Origin of the sequence: Schaalia sp. lx-100, from assembly GCF_021083625.1 — a bacterium.
In the GTDB taxonomy this organism is placed as follows: Bacteria; Actinomycetota; Actinomycetes; order Actinomycetales; family Actinomycetaceae; genus Pauljensenia.
The window spans coordinates 280,421-299,898 of sequence record NZ_JAJNRP010000002.1 but is presented as its reverse complement, the minus strand read 5'-3'; the positions used below and the strand labels follow the sequence as shown (position 1 = coordinate 299,898).

At 48.0% G+C, this 19,478-nt stretch carries 12 protein-coding genes; 4 read left to right on the top strand and 8 right to left on the bottom strand.

The features are described 5' to 3' along the window. The 5 genes from whiA to uvrC form a co-directional block, all read right to left on the bottom strand. Nucleotides 1–984: a DNA-binding protein WhiA gene (gene whiA, locus LRP54_RS02735; RefSeq protein ID WP_231204937.1), complete on the bottom strand. Its 984-nt coding sequence runs from the start codon at nucleotides 982–984 to the stop codon at nucleotides 1–3. 240 nt (nucleotides 985–1,224) lie between these two features. Then, complete coding sequence (locus LRP54_RS02730; RefSeq protein ID WP_231205232.1) at nucleotides 1,225–2,229, bottom strand: gluconeogenesis factor YvcK family protein; 1,005 nt, start codon at nucleotides 2,227–2,229, stop codon at nucleotides 1,225–1,227. Beyond that, nucleotides 2,229–3,260, bottom strand: a complete 1,032-nt coding sequence (gene rapZ, locus LRP54_RS02725; RefSeq protein WP_231234863.1) for an RNase adapter RapZ — start codon at nucleotides 3,258–3,260, stop codon at nucleotides 2,229–2,231. Before rapZ ends, LRP54_RS02730 begins: the two co-directional genes overlap by 1 nt. Nucleotides 3,261–3,267: 7 nt before the next feature. Beyond that, nucleotides 3,268–4,491, bottom strand: a complete 1,224-nt coding sequence (purT, locus tag LRP54_RS02720) for a formate-dependent phosphoribosylglycinamide formyltransferase (RefSeq protein WP_231234862.1) — start codon at nucleotides 4,489–4,491, stop codon at nucleotides 3,268–3,270. 1 nt (nucleotide 4,492) lies between these two features. After that, entirely contained in the window at nucleotides 4,493–6,526 is a 2,034-nt protein-coding gene (uvrC, locus tag LRP54_RS02715) for an excinuclease ABC subunit UvrC (RefSeq protein ID WP_231234861.1), read from the bottom strand. Between the two features lie 239 nt (nucleotides 6,527–6,765). Here uvrC and glnA point away from each other — a divergent pair, with 239 nt between their 5' ends. The 4 genes from glnA (at nucleotide 6,766) to LRP54_RS02695 (ending at nucleotide 13,100) form a co-directional block, all read left to right on the top strand. Further along, the gene (gene glnA / locus LRP54_RS02710) at nucleotides 6,766–8,190 is read left to right on the top strand and encodes a type I glutamate--ammonia ligase (RefSeq protein ID WP_231204929.1); all 1,425 of its coding nucleotides are present in this window, start codon (nucleotides 6,766–6,768) and stop codon (nucleotides 8,188–8,190) included. Between the two features lie 387 nt (nucleotides 8,191–8,577). Continuing rightward, nucleotides 8,578–10,416, top strand: coding sequence for an AMP-dependent synthetase/ligase (locus tag LRP54_RS02705; RefSeq protein WP_231234860.1), 1,839 nt, complete (start codon nucleotides 8,578–8,580; stop codon nucleotides 10,414–10,416). A gap of 66 nt (nucleotides 10,417–10,482) precedes the next feature. Next, a complete protein-coding gene (locus LRP54_RS02700; protein WP_231234859.1) occupies nucleotides 10,483–12,396 on the top strand; it encodes an AMP-dependent synthetase/ligase in 1,914 nt (637 codons plus the stop codon). Beyond that, a complete protein-coding gene (locus LRP54_RS02695; protein ID WP_231204922.1) occupies nucleotides 12,393–13,100 on the top strand; it encodes an SDR family oxidoreductase in 708 nt (235 codons plus the stop codon). The genes LRP54_RS02700 and LRP54_RS02695 overlap by 4 nt, the downstream gene beginning before the upstream one ends. Before the next feature lie 77 nt (nucleotides 13,101–13,177). Here the strand turns inward: LRP54_RS02695 and uvrA are convergent, their stop codons facing one another. The 3 genes from uvrA to LRP54_RS02680 all read right to left on the bottom strand — a co-directional run bounded on the left by uvrA (nucleotide 13,178) and on the right by LRP54_RS02680 (nucleotide 19,416). After that, nucleotides 13,178–16,042: an excinuclease ABC subunit UvrA gene (uvrA, locus tag LRP54_RS02690; RefSeq protein ID WP_231204920.1), complete on the bottom strand. Its 2,865-nt coding sequence runs from the start codon at nucleotides 16,040–16,042 to the stop codon at nucleotides 13,178–13,180. 65 nt (nucleotides 16,043–16,107) lie between these two features. Further along, the gene (locus LRP54_RS02685) at nucleotides 16,108–16,932 is read right to left on the bottom strand and encodes an alpha/beta fold hydrolase (protein WP_231204917.1); all 825 of its coding nucleotides are present in this window, start codon (nucleotides 16,930–16,932) and stop codon (nucleotides 16,108–16,110) included. Between the two features lie 102 nt (nucleotides 16,933–17,034). Further along, nucleotides 17,035–19,416 carry an HAD-IC family P-type ATPase gene (locus tag LRP54_RS02680; RefSeq protein ID WP_231234858.1) on the bottom strand — a complete coding sequence of 794 codons (2,382 nt, stop codon included), beginning with the start codon at nucleotides 19,414–19,416 and terminating at the stop codon, nucleotides 17,035–17,037. Between the last annotated feature and the right edge of the window lie 62 nt (nucleotides 19,417–19,478).

Here is a 19,478-nt window from a genome sequence, read left to right as displayed (position 1 = left end):
TTAATCTTCTTCTAACATTTCCAAGGTTAAAGCCGCTTCAGTGTCAGGAATTCCACGCTCATGAGCTGCTTTATCTGCCATAGCTAACAGACGTCGAATACGTCCCGCCACCGCATCTTTTGTCAAAGGTGGGTCTGTTCGTTTGCCTAATTCTTCCAATGAGGCTTGTTTGAATTCGATACGTAAACGTCCGGCTTCTAAAAGATGCTCAGGAATATCTGAACCTAAAATCTCAAAAGCGCGTTCTACACGAGCGCCCGCCGCAACAGCAGCACGTGCTGAACGTCGTAAATTTGCATCATCAAAATTCGCAAGGCGATTCGCACTCCCCCGCGCCTCACGCCGTTCTCGACGAGCCTGCCATGCTTCATAAGTTGCTTGAGCTCCCATCGCTGCAATTAAAACCCCAATGGCTTCGCTATCACGCACAGAAACACGATCTGTCCCACGTACTTCCTTTGTTCGAGCCACAGCTCCCAGTTTTCGCGCACACCCCAGCATTGCCAAAGCAACTTCAGGTCCCGGACAGGTAATTTCTAAAGATGATGAACGCCCTGGCTCCATCAATGAACCACGCGCAAGAAATGCACCCCGCCACGTTGCAGCAGCAATCTCTTTATTCCCCGCCACCAAAGTAACTGGCAACCCTCGAACCGGGCGACCCACTGAATCAATAAGTCCTGTTCTGCGAGCTAATTCATCAGCATTCTTCACAACACGCACGACGTAGCGTTTCCCGCGACGCAAAGAACTGCCTGAGACAACAATCACTGAGGATTCTGCGTCATATAAATTCGCAAGTAACCCACGTAAACGACGCGCAGCTATCGGAGAATCCAATTCAGCTTCGATGAGGATACGACCTGCCACTAAATGCAGTCCACCTGCAAAACGTAGAGTGGCTGATACTTCCGCTGCCATTACCGCATGTTGTGTCAGAGCTGTACGAGCAAGCTCATCCTTCATGTCACTGGTTAAAGACATAAGAATCCTCCCTCTTTTACACATGCTGCACATACATGCGCTTGCAGTGAATAGCTAAGCTGACACATATGCGCATATGTGCTGCAGAAACACGTCTTCATATAGGCGTTCTACTCCCTCAGCTCATATCATCACTGCTCATCCAAAAACAATCATCACATTCTTGAGCCACATATGCACGCCGATAGATTTCTCGTGTACTTCACCTGAGAACATGGAACCATTATTTCCTCGTACAAATCAGACAAGCCATGGTTCCGCACGGCCTACCTCACCAAGAAAACCGTCAAATGCGTCACGTAAAGCTGCAGCTAACCTTAAAGGATCATGATGCGGTTGCCCGTCGCCTGTACGTACTTGCCGCAAAAGCAAACGCGCCCCTAAAGATTCACTGGCAGCAACAAGGTCATCAACATCATCAATAGTTGTTGGGTCAGCAATAACAACATCCAATTTCAGATCCGGAGCATATTGACCCAGAACACGCACATGATCTGATGTTGTCATCCGATCTGTTTCACCACGTTGGCGTGCCAAATTCAAGACAAGAGCGCGATGAGCATTTGTTGTCACTAAAGCACGATGCAATTGTGGAACCAAAAGGTGCGGAATAACGGAGGTGTACCACGACCCGGGACCTAAAATCACCCAGTCAGCCTGTTCAATTGATTCAATCACAACGGACGGAACCGGAGGCTCCTTCGGCGTTAAACGAACGTGACAGACAGACCCTGACGCCACTGCAACTTGCGATTGTCCTTCAACGGTGTATTTTCGTCCTGCATCATCCATGTCAGCTTCAATATGTAAAGGAACTGAAGACATGGGAAGAACACGTCCAGCGGCTCCTAATAGCCGTCCAACAAGATCTAAACTTTCCACAGGATCATCAAGAAGCTGCCACATTCCTGCAATCAGGAGATTCCCTAACGCGTGACCGTGTAAAGGCCCTGTGGTATTCAAGCGAGTTTGCATGATGTCACGCCATGTCAAACCCCATTCGCTTTCTTCACATAAGCTCGCCAGTGCCATACGTAAATCACCTGGTGGCAGCACATCCATTTCTTGACGTAGACGTCCTGAGGAGCCACCATCATCTGCCACAGTAACCACAGCGGTTAAACGTCTGGTGATATGACGAAGGGCACGCAATGTCGCAGAAAGACCGTGTCCTCCACCCAAAGCGACGACACCGTACCCGTTATCGCCACGCTGAACCCATCCAGCAGCGTCAAGGTACACCATCATTCCCTCCCTAGATCACGATGAACCACCCGTACAGAAAAACCTTTGTCCCTCAAGACGGCGGCAATACACTCACTCACAGCTACCGAACGATGCTTTCCGCCTGTGCAGCCCACTGCAATAGTGGTGAACGGCTTTAACTCGACCAGATAGCCATTCAACATAGGTGCTAAAAGATTCGCATATCCTTTGGCAAATGCGAGGGCACCGGGTTGATTTAATACATAATTCGCCACTGCTTCATCGCGTCCAGTTAAATGGCGTAATTCATCAACCCAGTACGGATTTTTTAAGAAACGAACGTCAAGCACATGGTCTGCATCCAATGGAATACCGCGTTTGAATCCAAATGATTCAACGGTGACTTTCAGAGGACGATTTCCCTCTGCCGCGATAACGTCTCGCACATGACGCGAAAGGTCATGCACATTCATATGCGTTGTGTCGATAACTTCATCAGCGCGGCTACGCAATGGTGCAAGTAAACGAGCTTCTGCGTGTATGCCGTCCAGGAGCATTCCATTACCTTGCATAGGATGGGGACGACGATTGGATTCATAACGACGTACCAGCGTAGCTGTATCGGCTTCAAGAAAGAGGATTCTGTGAGGAACACCCGTTTCTGTCAGTTGTTCCACAGTATTGATGAGTTCTGTAAAGAATGCTCGTGAACGCACGTCAATAACGACCGCTAAACGATGTACCCCTGCGCCTGCCGGAGCCATCATTCCCACCAAAGCAGGAAGCATCTGCGGCGGTAAATTATCGACAACATACCAGTCGAGATCTTCTAAAGCACGCGCTGCGCCTGTGCGACCTGCTCCCGAATATCCGGTAATAATGAGAACTTCATTATTTTGCGGTTCCTGTGCGCGCGTGTACGCATCTCGCAACGGTATCCCATCAGGAACTGTCCGAGGCGCTGGCTGATTACGTTCATTAACTTCGCCATAGTCGCGCCGAGGTTCATCCGATTGTAAAAAAGCGCTGTCTGCGCGGCTGGGATCATTTATTTGGAAAGAATCTTTCATAGCAGCATCATTTTATTCGATGAGTCACAGTAACGAGAGCGGCAGCATGGCAAGCAGCGCGTCGAGCCTGTTCAGTTGTATCTGCGTGAGTAAGTACAACACCTAGACGTCGCCCAGCTCGATTAACAGGTTTCCCAAAAATTCGCACCTGAGCACCCAATGCAAGCGCCTCTGCAACACCCGTGTACTCGGGTTTTTCTACAGATTCAGTCGATTTAATAACTGCGGAGGCACCATGGCGATTTATGCTGGTTTCTACGGGGAGCCCCATGATGGCACGTGCATGAAGATCAAATTCATTCAAATCTTGAGTAATCATGGTGACCATGCCCGTGTCATGTGGTCGTGGGGATAATTCCGAGAAATACGCCTCATCACCCTTAATAAAGAATTCCACTCCAAAAAGACCTAACGCAGGCCCGCATCCTGCATCAGCCAACGCGTCAGTAACAGCGCAAGCCATGAACTGACATTCTTCAAGAGCAGCAGGTGACACATACGCGGGTTGCCATGACTCTACATAATCGCCCTCATGTTGACGATGCCCGATAGGTGCACAAAAAGAAGTCCGTATTTCTTTACTTTCCTGATCCCACCATCGGATTGTGAGCAGTGTGATTTCGCTGTCAAATTCAACGTTTTCTTCAACAATTACCCTACCGGTATGCGCACGCGCTCCATGTGAGGCATTTTCCCAAGCAACCTCCACCTCTTGTTCGCATGTAATACAGGTTTGCCCATGCCCTGATGAGGACATTGTTGGTTTCACAAAAGCAGGCAATCCCGTATATGCAATCGCTTCACGTACCTCATCGAGACTAGAAGCAAAACGGAAACGCGAGGTACGCACCTGCGGTAATTCTGCTACCAATGAGCGAATACGCTGACGATCCATTGTGGTGATAACTGCTTGGGCATGCGGAATCACACGCATATGACCTTCACGTTCCACTTCGGTTAAAACGTGAGTAGCAATCGCCTCAACTTCAGGAACAATGAGATCAACATTGACTTGCGCTAGAAGTTCCTTCAAAGCTTTTTCATCTGTCATATCACAGACGAAAGACTCGTGCGCTACCTGCATTGCAGGAGCATTCGGGTATGAATCAACGGCAAGAACGTAGCAACCGAGGCGTTGGAAAGAAATCGTGAGTTCTTTTCCTAATTCCCCTGAGCCTAAAAGTAAAATACGCGCAGGTAGGGATAGCGGCAATTGCTGGAGAAGGTTCATCTCATGCCTCTCTTTGTGAGGTGGGTACTTCTATTGTGCCTTGATTCAGTGCATCATGAATGGTTCTTGCAAGATTCGGTCCGATTCCTTTGATTGCAGCAATATCTTCTACCCGAGCTTGACGCAATCGTTTCAACGAACCAAATGCACGTAAAAGAGCGCTTTGCCGTTGAGGGCCAAGTCCTGGGACAGTGTCGAGAAACGAACGAGTTTGAGCATGCGTTCGTTTTTTCCTGTGGGCACGTATAGCGCTTCGATGCGATTCATCGCGCAGATGCTGCAGCATGTATAAAGACAGGCTTGTGCGCGGCAGAATAATTGGAAATTCTTCGCCAGGTATCCAGATTTCTTCAAGTCGTTTTGCCAGTCCAATGACTGGAAGATCAACCCCTAGTTCCTGAAGGGTTCGCTGCGCTTCATTAACTTGAGGCAATCCCCCATCCACCACGATAAGGTCAGGCGCATAGGAAAATCTGCGTTTTTTCCCTGTATCAGGATCAATTGCTCCACTGTGTATGACAGATGCAGAACTTTCTGTATCGTGAGGGTTTTCTTCTTCGTGTAGTCGATGAAAACGACGTGTCAGCACCTCACGCATGGCAGCAGTGTCGTCATGTGTCGTAGTGTCGTTTCCACGAATAGCGAATGTCCGGTAGGCGTCTTTGCGCGGAATACCATCTTCAAAAACAACCATCGAACCCATTTGATGTTGCCCTTGCGTATGCGAAATATCATAACATTCAATACGTAGTGGAGGCGTAGGCAAATGAAGATTTTCTGCTAATTCTTCTAATGCCTGCGATCGTTGTGTTAAATCACCGGAACGTTTCATTTTGTGATGGGTAAGTGTTTCCTGAGCATTTGTTCGCACAGTATCAAGGAGAGCCGCTTTAGTACCCCGTTCAGGAACTTTTAATACAACTTTTGCTCCGCGTCTCATAGTGAGCCATTGAGTCAGTGTCGTAAGATCCTCAGGTTCAACTGACACTAGAATTTCTTTAGGTATGGCATGAATAGGCGTATGAACAGTATCGTCAATTGAAGAAGGGCTCACTGTGTTACGCAACATTTGATGCCTCTGATGAGGTTCCATTACTGGAAAATCACCATAGACTTGTTCAAGTAAGCGGGCCATCAGTGCAGGTTCTTCCGCCGCATCTAATCGTGAGAGCACCCATCCTCGCGTACCTCTGATACGACCACCACGCACATGAAAGACGTAGACTGCCGCATCCAGGTCATCCGTAGCAAGTGCGAATACGTCAACGTCGGCTCCATCATCAAGGACCATTGCATTACGTTCAAGAACTGTCCGTAAAGCTGTGATGTCATCACGTAATCGAGCAGCTCGTTCAAATTCAAGGTGCTCTGATGCGTGACGCATTTCGTTTTCAAGGTGACGTATAACAGGCCCTGTCCGCCCGTCAAGGAATTGACATAGCTCACGTGCAAGTTGCATATGTTTTTCTTCAGTAATGCGACCTACACATGGGGCGGAACACTTTCCAATATCAGCAAGTAAACAGGCACGTCGTTGTGCTTGCGCTCGTCGAAATACGCCTGCTGAGCAGGTACGCACAGGGTATACGCGTAGCAGATGATCGATACTTTCACGGATAGCCCATACGTGGGTGTAAGGGCCGAAGTATCGTTCGCCTTTTTTCTTTGCGTCACGTGTGACACGTACTCGGGGGAAGCGTTCACTCAGCGACACGCTCAGATAGGGGTAGGATTTGTCATCTTTGAATACAACATTGAAGCGTGGATTAAATTCTTTAATCCAGGTGAATTCAAGGGTAAGCGCCTCTATTTCATTTGCTACTACTGTCCATTGAACACCGGCCGCCGTGGTCACCATTTGCTGGGTTCGTGGATGCAGGGCAGAAAGATCCTGAAAGTAATTCACGAGGCGCGCGCGCAAGTTTTTTGCTTTTCCAACGTAAATTACTCGATCATGCGCGTCTACGAAACGATAAACACCAGGATTTGTTGGTATTTCTGAGGTTTGGGGACGGTATGTTACTGGGTCGGCCACTCCCTAAGGGTAATAGTTTTTAAGCGAGGCCTCTCGTCCAGTTTCGTTGCTTTAACTACTGATGTCACTCTGCGAAAATCAATGTGGATAAGCAACGCATAAAACGGGGTTTTGCTCACATTATGGGCATAGATTTTCTTCAGCATAGACTCCGTAACTAGAATAATTTTGGTTAAGATTTGGTTATTTCTTGACGCTCTACCACCGAGCACAGGCTGCAATGCCAGGAAGGACACCCCGTGTTCACTACCCCCTCAGAAGTTCTTGAATACATCGAACGAGAGGGCGTCGAGTATATCGATGTCCGTTTTTGTGATTTACCTGGGGTGCAGCAACATTTCACAATTCCCGCGACAGAATTTACAGGTAACGTTTTAGAAGACGGAGTCATGTTTGATGGCTCCTCAATTCGCGGGTTCGCACAAATCCATGAGTCTGATATGAAGCTCATCCCCGATGTCACTTCCTGCTACATTGACCCTTTCCGTGTAGCAAAAACATTGGTGGTCTTGTTCTCTGTCGTCGATCCTTTTACCGATGAGCCTTTCTCGCGCGATCCACGTCAAGTTGCCCTCAAAGCTGAAGCCTATCTTCGATCAACAGGCATTGCCGACACCTGCTACATTGGCGCAGAAGCTGAATTTTATTTATTTGATGATGTACGTTTCCGCATAGCGCCCCACGACACTTTCTTTGCCGTTGATTCTATCGAAGGACACTGGAACACCGGACGTCATGAAGAAGGCGGAAACCTCGGCTATAAAACACGACACAACAGCGGATACTTCCCCGTTCCCCCAGTTGACCACTTTGCCGATATACGAGATGTCATGTGTCGTAGGCTCAGCGATGTCGGTTTAAGTGTGGAGCGTGCGCACCACGAAGTCGGATCAGGTGGGCAACACGAAATTGGTTATCGTTTCGCACCGCTGAAAAAAGCAGCAGATGACATGATGGTTTTTAAGTACATTGTCAAAAATACGGCAATGGAATTTGGTCACACTGCAACTTTCATGCCGAAACCACTCTTTGGTGACGCAGGTTCAGGGATGCACACGCATCTATCGTTATGGAAAGATGGCGAACCTCTGTTTTATGACGAACGTGGATACGGGTCTCTTTCAGATACAGCACGTTGGTTTGTGGGAGGTCTTTTAGAACATGCTCCCGCCTTACTTGCTTTCACTAATCCATCACTTAATTCCTATCGTCGTTTAGTTCCTGGTTTCGAGGCTCCCGTTAACCTTGTTTATTCGGCACGTAACCGTTCAGCATGTATCCGCATCCCTGTTACCGGTACTTCACCGAAAGCAAAGCGTGTGGAATATCGTGTACCAGATCCTTCAGCGAATCCATACTTGTCGTTTTCTGCTTGCCTCATGGCTGGTATTGACGGTATCCGTCGGCGTATCGAACCTGCCGCTCCTATAGACAAAGACCTGTATGAGCTGCCCCCGACGGAGTATCAAGATATCGCTAAGCTCCCCTCGTCCTTAGAAGGCGCACTTGAGGCATTACGTGAGGATCACGATTTCCTTACTGAAAGCGATGTATTTACACAGGATCTTATTGATACGTGGATTGATTACAAGGAGAAATACGAAATCACACCTATGCGATCGTATCCGCATCCTTTTGAGTATCAGCTGTACTACGACTTGTAAAAATTCATCTGGGTCAGTACTTATACACACCAGCAGATCACAGGTTTATCGCTTGTATAGCCCCTTATACGCCTGCTCCTAGTGGGAAATATAAGGGGCTATCGCTCTTTTTAGCTGAGGCCTATGACAAGGGTTATGGGACAAACAGCCTGATCGTGTTGATTTTTGGGGAGGGTTTGTGGTTGAACTGACGGATCGCCTTTCCTTTCTCATGCCTTAATTTCTGTGAAAATCAGGCATTTTACGCACATTTACCCAATATGTAGCAAGTGTTTCATCCCATATGTAAGGTATCGTTCTTCACGCGCGCCTTATCGGCAAACAGCTCAACAGACACCTAAACTATCTAGTGTTCAGATTTTTAATTGTTGATTATGTGGGGGTCATATGAAACGGCATAGGGATGGCACCTGGTCTGAAAAAGCTCGCTTTACCCTTGACTCAAAAGACACAATCCCTTCGCTTTTTTTACGCCGCGCACACACGCGCCCCAATGAAGTTGCCGTCGAAGAACGCTCAGAAGTAGGCGCCTCACAACACCTGACAACAGCACAAATCCAGCAAGATGTTGATGACATAGCCAAAGGACTGATTGCTCGCGGCATACAACCGGGACAGACAGTTGGAGTCCTTTCTGCTACTTCCTATTCGTGGATGCTCCTGGACCTAGCAATCCTCAGTATCGGCGCTATTACCGTCCCGATCTACGAATCAGACTCCGCTGCGCAGATACGTCATATCCTTGAAGATGCAGGTATCGTCTACGTCGTTACCGCTACACTTCAACAAGCTGACCTTGTCAGTTCAGTAGCAACTCCACATGTTCTCGCAATCGAAGCCATTGATTCTGGAGCTATACGCAACCTCATTACTGCAGGGCAAAACACAGCATCACAACTGCTCTACCAACGTCGCGCACTTATCGACATTGATGACATGGCAACCATTATCTATACCTCGGGTACTACCGGGAAACCTAAAGGTGTCATCCTGACACATCGCAACTTTGTTGCCCTGATACGTTCCATTCAACAAGCGCTTCCTGAAGTTGTTCAAACAAAAGAAACACGTTTACTTCTTTTCCTGCCGCTTGCGCATGTCTTTGGACGTTTTGCAATGCATCTCGTTCTCGCTGGATCAGGTGTTATCGCCTTTTCTCCTGACGTGAAAAGGCTACTCCCCGATATTGAGGCATTCCAACCCTCTGTGCTGTTAGCTGTTCCTCGTGTCCTTGAAAAGGTCTACAATGCCGCCGCAGCAAAAGCGGGAGGTGGCCTTAAAGGGAAAATTTTCTCGTGGGCAGCTCATCAAGCTCGCCGTTACACCACCAAATCACATACACGACTAGGCCCTTCACCTTTACTCAGACTACGTCACCTTGTGGCAGATAAACTCGTCCTCCACAAGATCCGTGACCTCTTGGGTCCACGACTCAAATACGTAATTTCTGGAGGCGCGCCACTGACCACTGACCTCATCCGCTTCTATGAAGGTATTGGCCTCACAGTTATCCAAGGCTACGGTTTATCAGAAACCACCGGCCCAATTACCGGTCAGTGGTTGGGGAATAATTCTATTGGCACAGTCGGCTCAGTTCTTCCTGGGAACAGCATTAAGATCGCACCCGACGGGGAAATACTCATGAAAGGTCTTTTTGTTACTCCTGGGTATTTCAATCTCCCTCAAGAAACCGCAGCTGCAATACGGGACGGTTGGTTCCATTCCGGCGACCTTGGAAGTATTGATAAACGCGGGCAACTCACCATTACGGGGCGCAAAAAAGAACTGATTGTCACCGCTGGTGGGAAAAATGTCTCCCCCGAAGTCTTAGAGGATCAGCTGGCTACCCATCCCCTCATCGGCACGATAATTGTCGTGGGGGAAGCACGCCCATATATCAGCGCCCTCATTACCCTTGACCACGATATGCTTCCCATTTGGTTGAAAAATCATGGTTTACCACCGACAGGTATTGCTGAAGCAGCTCATTTACCAGAGGTACGAGCCTCGTTAGACCGTGCCATTGCGAAAGCAAATAAATCTGTTTCCCGTGCTGAATCAATACGCCGTTACCGCATTATTGATGCCATGTTTACCGTTGATAACGGCTACCTTACTCCTTCATTGAAACTGCGACGTTCTCGGGTACTCGCAGACTTTGCTCACGAAATTGATGCGCTTTATCGTGAAGGCGAAGCGGAAAAACGCAACGGTAAAAATCGTTAATACGTACCACTCATAACAACACACAGGGACCATTCGCACCACACCCGTGCTGGAAAGGAAAAACTCATGGCTCTGCGTCGACTCGACGATACTACATGGGAAAATACTGCAACACGTACAGTGGATCCACGCTGGAATCTACCAAAAATGCTCCTTCAACGTGCTGAGGAGCATCCAGGGCAAATAGCTATTGAACGGCGTACCGATGTCGGTGGCTGGCGCAGAGTCTCCATTAATGAATTCACACGTCACGTTGAAGATGTGGCACGTGGGCTCATCGGCCTTGGCCTTAGCGAAGGCGAACATTTCGCTATCTTGGCACCGACTTCCTACGAATGGGCGCTTTTTGACCTTGCAGCATTATCATGTGGTGCGATCACTGTTCCAATCTATGAAACAGACTCCGCTACACAAATAGCACATATCCTACAAGATGCTGATGTCACTATGGTTGTGACAGCCACATCACAGCAAGCTGATCTTGTGGAATCTGTACGCACACCGAAACTACGGCAAATACTGTCACTCGATCGCGGTGCTGAGCGGGAGATCGCAACTGCTGCAAAAAGTATCGCCCCATTGGAAGTGGAAGAACGTTCTCACCGTGTAGGCCTTCACGATGTTGCAACTATTATTTACACTTCAGGTACAACAAACCGTCCAAAAGGTGTTGTTCTCACGCATGGGAATTTCATTGAAAGCTTTGTGCAGGCTCATGATTTCCTGCCTATGCTCATCAATGAGCCAAAGTCACGTACCTTGCTGTTTTTACCGGTTGCTCATGTACTTGCACGCTTCGTTATGTATGCAGTTCTTACTGGGCAGGGCCGTATTGCTTTCTCGCCGGATACCCGAAATCTCCTATCAGATATTTCCACGTTCAAACCCACTATGCTCCTTGTTGTTCCCCGTGTTCTTGAGAAGGTCTATAACGCGGCTTCAACTAAAGCCGGCGGTGGTCTCAAAGGCACTATTTTCTCGTGGGCAGCGCAGCAAGCACGCGAAACCTCTCAAGCGAATGCCTATGTCACACCGCAACAGGTTGAGCATACGAATCGTGTCAGCGGAATTAGCGCCGATACTTCAGTGGTTAATGATGGGACAACTCATGCGTCCCCTGGTTCTTCTGTGAGCTTACGTCTGCGGAAAAAACTTGCAGACGCTATCGCTTTACGTAAGGTCAAAGCTGTTCTTGGACCGAATTTACACACCATTATTTCAGGAGGCGCTCCCCTAGCCCTTGATTTAGCGCATTTTTACAGGGGACTTGGGATTACCCTCTTACAAGGGTATGGGTTATCGGAAACAACTGGACCTATTACAGTTGAAATACCAGAAGATTTCCCACCGGACTGTGTGGGATTCCCGTGGCCTGGAAATAAGATCCGTATTGCTCCTGATGGGGAAATCCTCCTTCAAGGCGTATCTGTTACTTCTGGGTATCACAATCTTCCTGAAGAAACAGAAAAAGCTTTCGTAGATGGCTGGTTCTGTAGTGGCGACTTGGGTGCGTTTGATGATTCTGGGCACCTTCGTATCACGGGTCGTAAAAAGGAACTCATTGTGACAGCGGGAGGAAAGAACGTATCTCCTGAGGTCCTTGAAGACTCTTTACAAACCCACCCTTTAATCTCGCATGTCATTGTTGTGGGCGATCAGAAGCCTTATATTGGCGCATTGATTTCTTTAGATAGTGAAATGTTGGGGCCTTGGTTAGCAACTAAAGGTTTGCCTGACGTTGATCCTGCGAAAGCCGCTGATTTGCCGCAAGTACGTGAATCTTTGGAACGGGCTATTGCGCGAGCAAATCGTAAAGTATCCCGCGCTGAATCAATTCGCCGTTACCGTATTGTTAATGTGCTCTTTACTGTGGAAAATGGCTATTTAACACCCTCGCTCAAACTGAAACGTCGAGCTGTTTTACGCGATTTTGCTGCTGAAGTAGATGCTTTGTACGCGGCAGGGGAAAATAACCGATGAGCACAAAAGACCGCCCTGTTGCCCTCATCACGGGTGCTACACGAGGACTGGGTTTAGCTATTGCGCAAGAGCTCAGTACTGACCATCACATCGTTATTGGTGGTCGTAACGAAGCTCAAGTACGTGCTTGCGTGGATTCTTTCCCCAGTGCTTCACCTTTCATTGCGGATCTCACTATTCCTGAAGAACTTAAACGTGCGTATGCTCAGTTTGAGAATTTAGGACTGCCTTTGGATGTACTCATTCATAATGCAGGTGTGGCTGCACGCAGAACCGTTGCCCATGCGAGCCATGAAGATTGGTCGCAGATACTTGCAACAAATGTGATAGCAGTTGCAGACCTCACGCGTCTAGCTTTGCCTCTATTACGCGCTTCACAGGGTTTGGTTATCACTATTAATTCTGGTGCTGGGGTTCGAGCCTATGCAGGTGATACTCCTTACTGCGCTTCAAAATGGGCTTTACGTGCTTTCACTGAGTGTTTACGTGAAGAAGAACGCGGGCGGGTCCGAGTATGCTCGATACATCCTGGTCGTATTGACACTGACATGCAAAAGCATCTGTGTTTAGCAGCGGGTGACACGTACAATTCGGCTGACCATATGCCTCCTGCTGAGGTGGCCCGCACGGTAAGGCTTGCTGTCTCTTTCCCTCACACAATGAATGTGGATGAGCTGCGTATTCGTACGACAGAACCAAAGTAGCTCCCCTTTTATTGGAGAAATTCTGAGCCGTCCCCGCGTTACCTGTAGGTGTGCGGGGACGGCTAAAAATTGGGAAACTACTCTTGATTTTGGGTGCGTTCTTGTTCTTTTCGCAGAATCTCGCCTAAATACTGTCCAGTGAAAGATTCTGGTACCAAGGCAACATCTTCAGGCGTACCTTCAGCAACAACATGCCCACCACCTGAACCACCTTCAGGTCCCATATCAATAATCCAGTCAGCACATTTAATCACATCAAGATTATGTTCAATGACGATCACTGTATTGCCTTTATCCACCAGAGATTGCAAGACAAGAAGTAATTTGCGTATATCTTCCGAATGTAAACCTGTTGTGGGTTCATCCAAAACATACACGGTACGACCATTTGATCGGCGCTGTAGCTCTGAGGCTAACTTCACGCGCTGTGCTTCACCACCTGAAAGTGTTGTAGCTGATTGTCCTAAACGTACATATCCCAGCCCTACTTCAACAAGAGTATTCAGGTGGCGGGCAATACGACTCACCGGCGCAAAAAACTCAGCAGCTTCAAGAATAGGCATATTCAATATGTCTGCCACATTCTTACCTTTGTACAGCACTTCCAATGTTTCACGGTTATAGCGCGCGCCATGACACACTTCACAAGGAACATAAACATCCGGAAGGAAGTTCATTTCAATGCGTAGTGTTCCATCACCTTTACATGATTCACAGCGCCCACCTTTGACATTGAAAGAGAAACGACCAGGACCGTAGCCACGCATTTTTGCTTCTTGAGTTTGAGCAAATAGTTGTCGAATATGATCCCACACGCCTGTATAGGTAGCTGGGTTCGAGCGCGGAGTACGGCCAATAGGTGACTGATCGACGTGTACTACTTTATCTAAGGCTTCTGTCCCCACAACAGAGCGATGTCGCCCAGGAACTAAACGCGCACCATTCAGGCGTGTAGCCAAAGAACGATACAAAATATGGTTGACTAATGTGGATTTTCCTGAACCAGAAACACCAGTGACCGCAGTAAAACATGACAGGGGAAATGAAACCGTCACATTATCCAAGTTATGTTCACGTGCGCCTTTTACTGTCACCATACGCTGAGGATCAACAGGACGACGCTCACGAGGAAGCTCAATGCGGCGATGACCAGATAAATACTCCCCTGTTATTGATCGTCTATTACGACGCAGATCGTCGAGGGTCCCTGAATGCACTACCCATCCTCCGTGCTCACCGGCACCAGGCCCAATATCAACAATCCAGTCAGCGGCCTCCATCGTTTCTTCATCATGTTCGACAACAATTAATGTATTACCTAAATCACGTAGTTTTTCCAGTGTGTGTATAAGTCGACGATTATCACGCTGATGTAAACCGATAGAAGGCTCATCTAAAACATAAAGAACACCAACAAGTCCTGATCCTATTTGTGTTGCCAAACGAATGCGCTGCGCTTCGCCTCCGGAAAGTGTTCCTGCAGAACGTGACAACGTCAGATAGGACAATCCCACATCAAGTAGGAAATCAAGACGGGCGTATATTTCCGTCAGAATTGGAGCAGCAATCGTTGAGGATCGCCCATCTAATGCGAGATCTGTCAAATGCTTACGGGCTTCAGCAATTGATAAATCTGATAACTCCGCAATAGATAAACCACCGACGGTGACAGCAAGAACTTCTGGTCGTAAACGTGCGCCACGACAGGTTGGACACGGGACTTCACGCATATACGCATCCAGCTTGTCTGTGACGATCTGCGATTCTGTTTCACTGAGTTTACGTTCAATATAAGCAACAGCCCCCTCGAAACCTGTTGTATAGCTGCGCTCACGTCCCCAGCGGTTACGAAACTTAACTTTTACTTCATAGTTTCGGCCAAAAAGTATGGCTTCTTTAACTTCCGTACTTAAATCTTTCCACGGAGTCGTTACATCAAAATCTAATTCTTTTCCTAAAGAGGCCAATAATTGTGCATGATATTTATTATGAGCTGGCCAGACACTCACTGCCCCCTGCGCTAAGCTCAATTCTTCGTCAGGAACAACAAGTTCCGGATCTACCTCTGAACGCATACCAAGACCAGTACAATCCGGACACGCACCATAGGGTGCATTAAAAGAAAAGGTACGCGGTTCCATTTCGTCTAACGACAAGACGTGATCGTTAGGGCAAGATCGTTTTTCTGAATAGCGACGACGGCGCTGCGGATCATCCTCATCTTTATCAACGCAGTCAATGATGACTAACCCATCAGCTAAACGTAAAGCTGTTTCAACTGAATCGGTGAGACGCCGACGTATCCCTTCGCGGACTACTAAGCGGTCAATCACCACTTCAATGGTGTGTTTCAGTTTCTTTTCTAGTGTCGGAGGATTTTCTAAACGAATCATTTCCCCGTCAATGATGGCACGCGAAAAACCTTGTTGCTGTAATTCCTGTATGAGATCGTGGTATTCACCTTTACGTCCACGTATTACAGGTGCAAGAACTTGGAAACGTGTACCTTCTTCGAGAGCACGTACACGATCCACAATTTGCTGAGGCGTTTGTGCTTGTATACGTGAACCGCATTGCGGACAGTGAGCTATACCTGCACGCGCATACAAAAGACGCAAGTAGTCATGTATTTCAGTAATTGTGCCAACAGTTGATCGAGGATTACGTGATGTGGACTTCTGATCAATAGAAACAGCCGGCGATAAGCCTTCAATAAAATCAACATCTGGTTTATCCATTTGCCCCAGAAACTGACGCGCATAAGAAGATAAGGACTCAACGTAGCGTCGTTGTCCCTCAGCGAAAATAGTGTCGAAAGCAAGCGATGATTTTCCCGAACCTGACAGCCCTGTAAAAACAATCAGTGAATCACGCGGTAAATCAACATTGATATCTTTCAGGTTATGTTCCCGCGCACCGCGGACGATCAGCTCATTATGCACTCTTTTATTTTAGCGACTCATATTCCCACACGTCGTACATGTGTTCTATTCCACGGTGCTATTACTTAGGCCGTGAGCACATGATTTATAAGCGCACCGGCAACAAGATGCGGATATTCTATGGCGAGCATATGTCGCGCACCGCCGATAACAAGGGAGTGAATATCCTGCGCAGGATTCACGTCGCGCATATGTTGAACAAGTTCATGACATGCTTCTGCATTAAAACCAGCATCTTCAGAACCAGCCATCACAAGGACAGGACTTGTGAGCTCTGATAACCATGGTCTTGCATCCGTTGAGCCTAAAATATCGCAACATTGGATATAGCCCTGCGGATCGCACTCGGCATATATTCGCTCAATATCCTGAACACGAGCCGCGCCTCTTCCCTGACGAAATACGTCAGAAAACCAGCGAATCATCGTGTCATTAATCAGAGGTTCTACTCCGTTTTCTTCAACACTTTTCACCCGATCATGCCACAGGGTCGGTGAGCCCGCAGAGGGTCCCGAAGCCATTGTTGTGACTGAGCGGATTCGTTCACCCAAAAAATGCGGTGCTGATAAAGCAACAAGGCCCCCAAAAGATAAGCCGGCAATGTGAATATCATCGATTTCCTGTTCATCAAGAGCAGCCGCAAGCCCATACACAATATCTTTCATTTGTAGCTTGTCAGTGGCCGATGGAGAATCGCCATGTCCTGGCAGATCATAGGTATAAACCTGAAGCCACGGTGTCAGCAGTGGAAGCAGCTCATCCCACATCCGGTGGCTTGATCCTAAAGAATGTCCTAGTACAAGCGTTGGCCGACTAGAATCTTCGTGTTCACAGCTCATACCGTTAGCGCAAGTTGCATATGTCAGAGCAGGTTTCCAGAGAGTATCCACATGTTCTATTGTGCCTGAGGGTACAGAAAAACAATAGGGTAATCGCAGTGGGTTCAGAAAAAGCCCTCTGCACATTTATACACTCTGCGCAGGAAAGGACCTTCACATGCGTTGTGTGAGGGAATCCTTACGATGTGCGATATACATATTCAGCCGGTAGGCCGCTTCAATAAGCGCACATTCACACAGTGAAACCAACAGAATCACCATCCATGTATCCGGCGTTGGCCACATAAGCGCAAAGAAAGCACGCGTAGGTGGTAAAAGGATTCCACCAATTGCGCTCCCCGCTACAGTAACTAAAAGAATGACACGCCAGAGAACCAGCGGACGCGCAGTGATTGAAAGCAGCCACAGCCCACCCGCCATCATTGTCACAGTCGCTGCAGTTGCTGCCTGAGGGCTTCCTCCACCTATCCACCAGTTCACACCCAAAGCAGCGCACGCCATAATAAAACCAGCCGGTAAAGCCATACTCAGAGTACGGCTCAAGAAACCTGATATATAACGCCGAGTATTAGGCCCTAAAGCAATAAAGAAAGCCGGAATACCGATAGTCAAGGATCCAATATACGTGTAGTGACGCGGTAAGAAAGGGAATCGCCACGATAATAATGCTGTTAAAAGCACCAAAACTGTTGCGTATGTTGTTTTGGCAAAAAACAGGGCAGATACTCGCTCCATATTGGCGATGATTCGCCGTCCCCGAGCAACAACTTCCGGTAACTGTGAGAAACGACCGTCCAGTAGGACTATCTGTGCAACTGCTTTTGAGGCACGTGCGGCGTTGCCCATTGCGATACCAAGGTCTGCTTCTTTCAGAGCTAAGGCATCATTAACACCGTCACCAGTCATTGCCACACAATGATTTTCTGATTGTAGGGCGGAAACCATCGCACGTTTTTGTTCAGGTGTCACGCGCCCGAATACATCATGGTCACGAATTGCTTCAATAAATTCTTGGCTATGCAGATCAGCCGGCAGATCACGTGCATCACAGGCTCGTGCTGCTTGACCATCAGGTCCCATCAGGCCAAGTTGATGCGCGAGGGCCGCAACTGTACGTGGATTATCACCTGATATGACGCGGACACGCACTTCCTGATCGGCAAACCACTGCAAAGTTTCACGCGCATCATCACGAAGTTCTTCTTCAAGGATGACAAGAGCAACAGCTTGCCGTGTGGCAGGAAGTTCTTCCCCCAATATTTGTTCATCAGCATGAACGAGCGCAACTACTCGACGTCCGGTATCAGCAATAGCAGATACCTGTTCTAATACTTGTGTTTGTGTGACCACAAGTTCAGGAGCACCAAATATCCACGTACCATGCGTAGGTGCTGACCACGCTGACCATTTACGTGCAGAAGAAAAAGCCACCACCGTATGTTGGGGATCTGTCAGTGGTTTTTCATCTGCGTAATACTGCGCTATAGCCTCGGCAGTAGGATTCGTAGAATCGACATTGAGCGCCGTAAGTACTGCTCGCACATCCTTTTCCGCATACTGTGAATTCACTGTCAGAACAGAAGAAACACGGATACCACCTGTCGTTAATGTGCCTGTTTTATCCAGGCATAAGGCATCAACACGGGCAAGAATCTCTACGGCAGGAAGTTCTTGCACAAGAACATTTTTTCGAGCCAATGCTGCCGCACCTATTGCGAAATTCATTGATGTCAGCAGAACTAGACCCTGCGGAATCATTCCCACAACAGCTGCCACAGCAAGAACAAGTGCTGTTGCCCATGTGCCATGGAATCCTTCACCTGCTATCCGCGTTTGTGTCCACACTGTGACAACGACAATCGGCAGGATCGCTAATGAAATAGCCCGAAGAACATGATTCACACCAGTCTGTATTTCTGACACAGCGACCGAAAATTCACGTGCTTGGCGAGCTATTCCTTGAGCATAAAGGTCCTCACCAACAGCGGTCGCACGTATCAGACCTTTACCAGCAACAACGGAAGTTCCTGCCAAAACCTGATCTGTCACTTTTTTACGTACAGGCCGCGATTCACCTGTGAGCATGGATTCGTCTACTTCAAGCCCCTGGCTTTCCAGCAGGATTCCATCTGCGCAAATTTGATCGCCTAAAGCCACTTCAATGAGGTCATCGAGAACAACTTCTTCGATACCTAGCTCATGGATCCCATTCGACCGGCGTACATGTGCTCGCGGCGCATCCACAATTGCTAAAGCATCTAATGTTCGTTTTGATCGCCACTCAGAAAAAATACCGATAGCGGCGTTTACGATCATGACAACACTGAAAACCACGTCCTGCACGTGCCCGAATATGAGGATGATGAGTGCTGCAACGGTCAATATGCCGTTAAAAAGAGTAAAAACATTTGCTCGGATAATTGATACGAGTGAGCGCGATGTAGTGAGTGAAACCGTATTTATTTGCCCCATCTGCACACGTTGTGCAACGTCTTGTTCAGATAAACCCGCATAAACATGTTCTTGATCGCTCATATGGTCATCCTTTGGTTTCATTCGGTAGCACTCCGGGGTCTCATGGCACAGGAATGTCCAAT

Coding starts and splice junctions, on each gene's coding strand:
- whiA (WP_231204937.1), bottom strand. CDS start 984: ATGTCTTTAACCAGTGACATGAAGGATGAGCTTGCTCGTACAGCTCTG.
- LRP54_RS02730 (WP_231205232.1), bottom strand. CDS start 2,229: ATGGTGTACCTTGACGCTGCTGGATGGGTTCAGCGTGGCGATAACGGG.
- rapZ (WP_231234863.1), bottom strand. CDS start 3,260: ATGAAAGATTCTTTCCAAATAAATGATCCCAGCCGCGCAGACAGCGCT.
- purT (WP_231234862.1), bottom strand. CDS start 4,491: ATGAACCTTCTCCAGCAATTGCCGCTATCCCTACCTGCGCGTATTTTA.
- LRP54_RS02705 (WP_231234860.1), top strand. CDS start 8,578: ATGAAACGGCATAGGGATGGCACCTGGTCTGAAAAAGCTCGCTTTACC.
- LRP54_RS02700 (WP_231234859.1), top strand. CDS start 10,483: ATGGCTCTGCGTCGACTCGACGATACTACATGGGAAAATACTGCAACA.
- LRP54_RS02695 (WP_231204922.1), top strand. CDS start 12,393: ATGAGCACAAAAGACCGCCCTGTTGCCCTCATCACGGGTGCTACACGA.
- LRP54_RS02680 (WP_231234858.1), bottom strand. CDS start 19,416: ATGAGCGATCAAGAACATGTTTATGCGGGTTTATCTGAACAAGACGTT.